The organism is Thiobacillus sp. SCN 63-57 (genome assembly GCF_001725555.1).
Taxonomy (GTDB): Bacteria; Pseudomonadota; Gammaproteobacteria; order Burkholderiales; family Thiobacillaceae; genus Thiobacillus.
Window position 1 is genome coordinate 1 of sequence record NZ_MEGP01000052.1, and the last position, 8,022, is coordinate 8,022.

Below are 8,022 nucleotides of genomic sequence, written 5' to 3' on the forward strand. Positions count from 1 at the left end.
CGACTCGTCCATACCACCCATCCGTACCGTTATGAATAAGCGCTACATCCGTTCTGCCATCGCCATTGAAATCGCCAAGCTTGGAATTCCAATAACTCCCGGATGAATCAGCAGCCATGAGAGTCATCGTCACCGGTAGTGCAAAACTGCCGTCGTCAGCGCTTTGCCACTTAAGTAACATTGTTGGCAAACACAGCCCATCCCCTGCACACTCTGTGACACTGGCAAGTTGAGAGCGCATAGTCGAGGCACTCAATTCATACGCCAGCCGATAGTCCTTGACTGTCGTGTTCTCAGCATACGTCTGCACATTCGTAAGCCTGACCGTGGTCTTGTTGACCGATCCCGCCTGATACAGCGGTGTGATGTCTGGCCGGGTCTCGTAGACGAAGCGCACCGAGTTGCCCGGTGTCTTGCCCGCATTGCTGTTGCCGGTGTAGTCGATCCGATCCGGGTAGTACTGCCCGTTGGGGGTGTCTTCGATGTAACTGACAGTCAAGTAATTGCCGACGGTGTCCTGGAGCTTGTTCAGACTCCATAGCATGACTTCGGTCTTGCCCTGGGCTTCGATCCGGGAATCGGCGGTGTTGCCGTATTCGAGGATCTGGCCGCTCTTGGTCCAGACTTTCCACCAGGCAGGACCGCTGCCCTGGCTGCCGTAGCTGACGATGCGGCTGTAGCTTTCGCTTTCGGTGCGGTATTCGGTGGCGTCGGCGCCATAGGTGCCGCTGACGGCAACAAGACGCTGGCCGTCGAGGCAGTAGCGGTCGTTGGCGTTGTAGTTGACGCCGCCGATGACGCCATCCTGGACCATGGTCTTGGGACAGCGATGGATGACGGAAAGCCCGGCAAGGCTCCAGCCCATGCCGAGCAGGCCATTGCCGCCCTGGCTGTTGTAACTCAGGCTGAGTTTGGGCTCGATGCCGGCGGTGCCTGGCGGAACGGCGATGGGGATGGTGTAGGTGAAGGCGCCGCTGGGGCTGACCTGGTGGCTGCCAGGGGTGGCGCCGACTGCGGTAGCGTATGCGGACGGCGCGAACGACGCCAGTATTAAGACGATCAACCCGAACAGGGCGATGATGCGTTCGAAGACTCGTCCTGGCGAGGGACGATAGACGGCAAAACTGAAGGACATGCGGCTCTCCCAAAAGCTGCACTGGTTAATTGTTTTTCAGTTTTCCGCAGAGGTGGCCGACGTGCTTGGCATCGGCCTGTATGGATGGGGCGAAACTTACAGGGTGGTTTTTGAGTGTGTCAAGTGAAATTTCATGGCGGACCTGTTTTATGCCGTTTGCCGGGGATCATCGATCCAGGGACCATCGTCTGATCACTTCGTAATGCGCACCGTCCGGTTCGGTAATTGACTTCACCAGTACGAACTCGCTCACTGGCCAGCGTATCGGCTCGCATACTGGGATTTCGCCGCCCGCCGTGTTGCGCAGCAGCGTGACATGCGGCACATGCGGCCGCGCATCGATGGGAAAACCGGTCGCCTGCAGGGCGGTATTCAGCGCGCCGACCAGATCGAGATGCTGCGACGGTGCCTCGCTCGCGCCCAGCCAGCCGATGCGGTTGTGGCGCCAGTAGCCGGCCTGGTCGAGGATCAGTTCGAATGCGTGTGACTGGACAGTGTCGGCGCAGGCGACCAGGGCATCCAGGTGCGCGGCCGGCGTGCTACCGAGAAAGGCCAGGGTGAGATGCAGGGTGTCGGCACGCATGCGCCGGCCACCCCAGTGTTGGTGCAACCATTTCCCAGTACGATTGAGTGCTGCGCGGGTGGCGTCGTCCGGCCACAGGGCGAAGAACAGGCGCAGGGTATCGGGCTTGGCCGAATGAAACTCGGCCGGAGCGGATTCAGTCACGCGCGATCAGGCACACCGCCTCGGCAGCGATGCCTTCGCTGCGCCCGGTGAAGCCGAGCTTTTCGGTGGTGGTGGCCTTGACGTTGACGCGGTCGAGGGCGATGCCGAGGTCGTCGGCGATGTGCGCCGTCATCCGCGCGATGTGCGGCGCCATTTTCGGCGCCTGGGCGACGATGGTGGCGTCGACGTTGCCGACGCGCCAGTTGCGTTGCTGTAACTGTTCGGCGACGCGGCGCAGCAGGATGCGGCTGTCGATGCCGGCGAAGGCCATGTCGGTGTCCGGGAAATGGCGGCCGATGTCGCCCAGTCCGGCCGCGCCCAGCAGGGCGTCGCAAATCGCATGCAGCAGCACGTCGGCATCGGAGTGGCCGGCCAGCCCCCGATCGTGGGGGATGTCGACGCCGCCGATGATGAGTTTGCGGTTCGCGGCAAAGGCATGGACGTCGAAGCCATGGCCGACCCGGATGTCATTCATTCAGCTTCCCCAGAATCAGACCCGCCAGTTCCAGGTCCTGCGGATAGGTGACCTTGAGGTTGCGGCTGTCGGACTCGACCAGTCTGGGCTGCAAACCGAGCCGCTCGATGGCCGAGGCTTCGTCGGTCATGTCGCTACCGGCGGCGCGTAACGCCTCGGTCAGCGTGGCGTGGCGGAACATCTGCGGCGTTTGCGCCTGCCACAGGCCGGCACGCGGCACGGTGGCCTCGGCCCGGATGCCGGATGCGGTATCGGCCGCGGCGCGCTTGAGGGTGTCGGCCACCGGTACGGCGAGCAGACCGCCGACCGGGTCATCGGCCACTTCATCCAGCAGCTTGCCCAGCAGTTCGTCCGGCAGGCACGGCCGCGCGGCATCGTGCACCAGTACCCAATCGTCCGCATCGCAGACCTTGGCGATGGCGTCGAGGCCGTTCAGCACCGTTTCGGCGCGAGTGGCGCCGCCGCAGCGCAGCACCTCGATGCGTTCTTCCCAGCCCTGCCATTCGTAATTGTTCCAGCGTTTGTCGGTGGGCGACAGCACGACGAACAGCTTTTCGATACGCGGTTCGCGCGCGAGCACCATCATCGCGTGCGCGATCATCGGCACCGAATTGAGGTCCATGTACTGCTTCTCGATGGCCCCGCCCATGCGCGAACCCGAGCCGGCCGCGGGAATCAGTGCGTAATACTTCATGCCTCGCCTCCGGGCGCCAACACGTCGCGGTTGCCATTCGACTGCATCGCCGACACCAGTCCCGCCCGTTCCATGTCCTCGATCATGCGCGCGGCACGGTTGTAACCGATGCGCAGCTGGCGCTGCACCGACGAGATCGACGCGCGGCGCGACTTCAGCACGTAGGCGACGGCCTGGTCGTAGAGCGGATCGGCTTCCGCGCCCGCCTCGCCGAATTCGCCGGCCTCACCCGCTTCTTCCGGCGATTCCAGCACACCCTCGATGTATTCCGGCTCGCCCAGCGATTTCAGGTAATCGACCACGCGGTGGACTTCGTTGTCCGACACGAAGGCGCCGTGGACGCGCTGCGGCAGGCCGGTGCCGGGCGGCAGATAGAGCATGTCGCCCTGCCCCAGCAACGCTTCGGCGCCCATCTGGTCGAGAATGGTGCGCGAGTCGATCTTGCTCGACACCTGGAACGCGATGCGCGTAGGAATATTCGCCTTGATCAGGCCGGTAATGACATCGACGCTCGGACGCTGCGTCGCCAGGATCAGGTGGATGCCGGCCGCCCTGGCTTTTTGGGCGAGGCGCGCGATGAGTTCCTCGACCTTCTTGCCGACCACCATCATGAGGTCGGCGAGTTCGTCGATCATCACCACGATCATCGGCATGGTCTCGAGCGGTTCGGGGTTATCGGGCGTCAGGCTGAACGGATGGGTCAGCGGCGTGCCGGCCTTCTTGGCGTCGCGCACCTTCTGGTTGTAGCCGGCGAGGTTGCGCACGCCGACCGCCGACATCAGCTTGTAGCGCCGTTCCATTTCGCCGACGCACCAGTTGAGCGCGCTCGCGGCCTGCTTCATGTCGGTGACCACCGGCGCCAGCAGGTGCGGGATGCCCTCGTAGATCGACAGTTCCAGCATCTTGGGGTCGACCATGATCATGCGCACCGCGCTCGGATCGGACTTGTACACCAGCGACAGGATCATCGCGTTGACACCGACTGACTTGCCCGAGCCGGTGGTGCCCGCCACCAGCAGGTGGGGCATTTTGCCAAGGTCGGCCACCACCGGATTGCCGGCGATGTCCTTGCCCAGTGTGACCGTCAAGGGACTGGCGCTGTCGTGATAGGCCTTGGAGCCGAGAATTTCGCTCAGGCGAACGATCTGCCGCTTGGGATTGGGAATCTCCAGCCCCATCGTGTGCTTGCCGGGAATCGCCTCGACCACGCGGATGCTGATCACCGACAGCGTGCGTGCCAGGTCCTTCGCCAGGGTGACGATCTGGCTGCCCTTCACGCCCGTTGCCGGCTCGATCTCGTAGCGTGTGATGACCGGGCCGGGCGAGGCCGACACCACCTTCACCTCGACGCCGAATTCGGCGAGCTTGCGCTCGATCATCAGCGAAGTGAATTCCAGCGCCTCGGGGCTCGCGGTTTCCACCGCCTCGTCGGCGGGGTCGAGCAGATGCAGCGGCGGCAGCGGCGAATCGGGCAGGTCGGAGAACAGCGGTGCCTGTTTCTCGGTGACGGCACGCTCGGACTGCGGCACTTCCTTCACCACCGGCTCGATGCGGATCGGCGGTGCTTCGACGCGCTTCTTCTTTTCCACCGAGACTTTTGCTTCGCGCTTCTGCTGCGCCGCCTCGCCCAGCTTGCGGTCGCGGTAGGCCTGCCAGGTCTGGATCGACGTCCACCAGGCCCACTCCACCCCGGCGCCGGTACGCTCGGCCATGCTGAGCCACGACACGCCGGTGAACAGGCTGAATCCGACCGCCATCAGCAGCAGCAGGACCAGCGAGCCGCCGGTGAACCCGAGCAGCGCACCCGCAGTCGCGCCCAGGCCCGCGCCCAGTACGCCGCCATGCGCGTCCGGCAACGCCACCGCCCAGTGCCAGGTGCGCAGCCATTCGATGCCGGTACTACCCAGCAACAGCAAACCGAACCCACCCAGCCTGAACCAGCGCTGACGCCCGCCTGTCAGCGGGGTTTCATCGAGATGCCGAAAGGTATGAATGACATAGGCCGCCGCCAATACCACCCACCACCAGGCCGACATGCCAAACAGCATCAACAGCAGATCCGACAGCCACGCGCCGACACGCCCGCCCAGATTGCGCAGCGGACCGCCGTCGCCCGTGGTGCTGAAGCCCGGGTCGGCCGCGTTGTGGGTAAGCAGGATGGCCGCCAGCAGTAGCGCGGCAAAGCCCACCAGCAAGGCACGGGCTTCGCGCAGCAGCCGTTGCATACGGGGCGACAAGGGAGTCGAAGAACGGGAAGGGGGACGCGCCATGGGAACTTTAGGGCTGAAAGTGGCCCTGATTATACCGGGCTGACAGCATGGAAATGCGGTCGCCAAGATTGGTTAGAATAGTGTCCTTTCTCCCACGGCTGATTACAGACATGAGCACCGCACACCACAAACTCATCATTCTTGGTTCCGGCCCCGCCGGCTATTCGGCTGCGGTGTATGCCGCGCGCGCCAACCTCTCGCCGGTCGTCATCACCGGCATGCAGCAGGGCGGCCAGCTGATGACGACCACTGATGTCGACAACTGGCCGGCCGACGTCGACGGCGTGCAGGGCCCCGAGCTGATGGACCGCTTCCAGCGCCACGCCGAGCGCTTCAAGACCGAGATCATCTTCGACCAGATCCACACCGCCAAGCTGACCGAGAAGCCGTTTACCCTGATCGGCGACTCCGGCACCTATACCTGCGATGCGCTGATCATCGCCACCGGCGCCTCGGCCATGTACCTGGGGCTGGAAAGCGAGCAGGCCTTCATGGGCAAAGGCGTGTCGGGCTGCGCCACCTGCGACGGCTTCTTCTACAAGAACCAGGACGTCGCCGTGATCGGCGGCGGCAACACCGCGGTCGAGGAAGCACTGTATCTCGCCAACATCGCGAAACACGTCACCGTGGTGCACCGCCGCGACACCTTCAAGTCCGAGAAGATCCTGGTCGACCACCTGATGGAAAAGGTCAAGGAAGGCAAGATCAGCCTCGAACTCGACCACACGCTGGACGAAGTGCTGGGCGACAAGACCGGCGTCACCGGCATGCGCATCAAGAGCACCAAGGACGGTGCGACCAAGGACATCGCGCTGACCGGTATCTTCATCGCCATCGGCCACAAGCCCAACACCGCCATCTTTGAAGGCCAGCTCACGCTGGAAGGCGGCTACATCGTCACCAAGGGCGGCAACAAGGGCAACGCCACCGCTACCAACATCGAAGGCGTGTTCGCCGCCGGTGACGTGCAGGATCACATCTACCGCCAGGCCGTCACCAGCGCCGGCACCGGCTGCATGGCCGCACTCGACGCCGAGCGCTACCTCGACGCACTGGGCAAGACCAAGTGAGATGAAACGCAGCCGCAGTGCGCTCGCCCCCGCCTCGTTCGAGGCGCTGGCGCGCGTACGCCGCGCGCTGCGCGAGCAGGCTGCAGCTGCGCTGGCCACACTGCAGGCATCGCATAAACCGAAACCGGACGGCGCTATGCTGTTTCGCCGTGCCGTCGCCGATGCCGTCCCGCTGCGGCCGTCCGGTCGGGCAGACATCGCACGTCCGCGCCCCAAACCCATCGCCCATCAAAGACAGGCCGACGAGCGCCAGGTACTGGTCGATGCCCTGTCCGATCCATGGGACTGGGAGGCGGCCATTTCCACAGGCGAAGAAATGCTGTATTCGCGCCCAGGCGTCCCCACGGCCGCACTCAGGAAACTGCGGCGCGGCGGCTGGGTCATCCGCGGCGAACTCGACCTGCACGGCCACACCGGCGATGAAGCCCGTATGGCGGTGGCCGCCTTCCTCAACCGCTGCATGCTTGAAGACCGGCGCTGCGTACGCATCATCCACGGCAAGGGGCATGGCTCGAAGAACCGCCTGCCGGTACTGAAAAACAAGGTGCGCCACTGGCTGATGCAGCGCGAGGACGTACTCGCCTTCTGCCAGGCCCGCACCGTCGACGGCGGCGCCGGCGCCGTCATCGTGCTGCTCAAATCCTCGTCCTCGTCACGCTGAAAGAAAGAGAGATCCATCATGAGCGACCCCGTCATCACCGACTTCGAATTGCCGTCCACCGGCAACACGCCTTTCAAACTGTCCGACCATCGCGGCAAGAACGTCGTCGTCTATTTCTACCCGAAGGACAACACGTCAGGCTGCACCCTCGAAGGCCAGGAATTTCGCGACTTGTATGCCGACTTCGGCAAGGCCAACACGATCGTCGTCGGCATTTCGCGCGACAGCATCAAGTCGCACGAGGGCTTCAAGGCCGAATTCGGTTTTCCGTTCGAGCTGTTGTCCGACAAGGACGAAATCGTCTGCGAGCAGTTCGGCGTAATGAAGTTGAAGAACATGTATGGCAAGCAGGTGCGCGGGGTCGAGCGCAGCACCTTCGTGTTCGATGTCGACGGGAAATTGGTGAAGAGCTGGCGCGGGTTGAAGGCGCCTGGGCATGCGGCGGAGGTGTTGGGGTTTGTACAAACGCTTTGAGCGGGCTTCAGCACCGTTCGCGTTGAACTTTCGAAGAGCACTTAACACCGCACCGTTTGCCCTAGCCTGTCGAAGGGCCTGTACGCTGTAGTGAGGGGTTTCGCTGATCTGCTGACCGTTGGCCGGGGGTAGCCCGGCGGCTAGTCACTTTCTTTTGTCTCGCCAAAAGAAAGTAACCCAAGAAAAGGCGACCCCGCTCATCCCCGAAACCCCGGAAATCGAGCCTGGTGGACGGGCGGCAAAGAACTCGCCCCGCTTTTGTTTGTATTTCGAAGGTGAGCGGGGCTCAGACACCTTTGCCTCTGATCCGCCCGGCAGGCTCGATTTCCGGCGGGACTGAGAGGGGCGACAAGTCAAAACCGGGGCAGTAATGATTGGCGGTTTGTGTACTTGGGTGAGTTTCACTACGAAGCCTTCGATCTGGTTGTGTCGGCTACACAGCCTTGATCTGGTTTTGACCTTCTTCCCCTTACAGATCCGCCGAAGATCAAGTGTGGCGGGTGGATCAGCGGCAAA

The 8,022-nt window shown here is 63.3% G+C and carries 8 protein-coding genes; 3 read left to right on the forward strand and 5 right to left on the reverse strand.

From position 1 onward, the window contains the following. The 5 genes from ABT23_RS14425 to ABT23_RS14445 form a co-directional block, all read right to left on the reverse strand. A partial coding sequence (locus tag ABT23_RS14425) for a SpvB/TcaC N-terminal domain-containing protein (protein ID WP_296636810.1) occupies positions 1-1,135 on the reverse strand: 1,135 nt, incomplete at its 3' end. A gap of 166 nt (positions 1,136-1,301) precedes the next feature. Further along, entirely contained in the window at positions 1,302-1,862 is a 561-nt protein-coding gene (gene thpR, locus ABT23_RS14430; RefSeq protein WP_296636812.1) for an RNA 2',3'-cyclic phosphodiesterase, read from the reverse strand. After that, positions 1,855-2,337 (reverse strand): 2-C-methyl-D-erythritol 2,4-cyclodiphosphate synthase, encoded by a 483-nt coding sequence (gene ispF / locus ABT23_RS14435; protein ID WP_296636816.1) that lies wholly within the window; start codon positions 2,335-2,337, stop codon positions 1,855-1,857. Before ispF ends, thpR begins: the two co-directional genes overlap by 8 nt. After that, entirely contained in the window at positions 2,330-3,031 is a 702-nt protein-coding gene (gene ispD, locus ABT23_RS14440; protein ID WP_296636819.1) for a 2-C-methyl-D-erythritol 4-phosphate cytidylyltransferase, read from the reverse strand. Before ispD ends, ispF begins: the two co-directional genes overlap by 8 nt. Continuing rightward, positions 3,028-5,301: a DNA translocase FtsK gene (locus ABT23_RS14445; protein WP_296636821.1), complete on the reverse strand. Its 2,274-nt coding sequence runs from the start codon at positions 5,299-5,301 to the stop codon at positions 3,028-3,030. Before ABT23_RS14445 ends, ispD begins: the two co-directional genes overlap by 4 nt. 110 nt (positions 5,302-5,411) lie before the next feature. Between ABT23_RS14445 and trxB the strand changes: the two genes are divergently transcribed. The 3 genes from trxB to ABT23_RS14460 are packed head-to-tail and all read left to right on the forward strand — an operon-like array spanning position 5,412 to position 7,506. Beyond that, positions 5,412-6,371 carry a thioredoxin-disulfide reductase gene (trxB, locus tag ABT23_RS14450; protein ID WP_296636824.1) on the forward strand — a complete coding sequence of 320 codons (960 nt, stop codon included), beginning with the start codon at positions 5,412-5,414 and terminating at the stop codon, positions 6,369-6,371. Between the two features lies 1 nt (position 6,372). After that, positions 6,373-7,032, forward strand: coding sequence for a Smr/MutS family protein (locus ABT23_RS14455; protein WP_296636828.1), 660 nt, complete (start codon positions 6,373-6,375; stop codon positions 7,030-7,032). Positions 7,033-7,050: 18 nt separating this feature from the next. Next, the gene (locus ABT23_RS14460; RefSeq protein ID WP_296636829.1) at positions 7,051-7,506 is read left to right on the forward strand and encodes a peroxiredoxin; all 456 of its coding nucleotides are present in this window, start codon (positions 7,051-7,053) and stop codon (positions 7,504-7,506) included. The last annotated feature ends 516 nt before the right edge of the window (positions 7,507-8,022 follow it).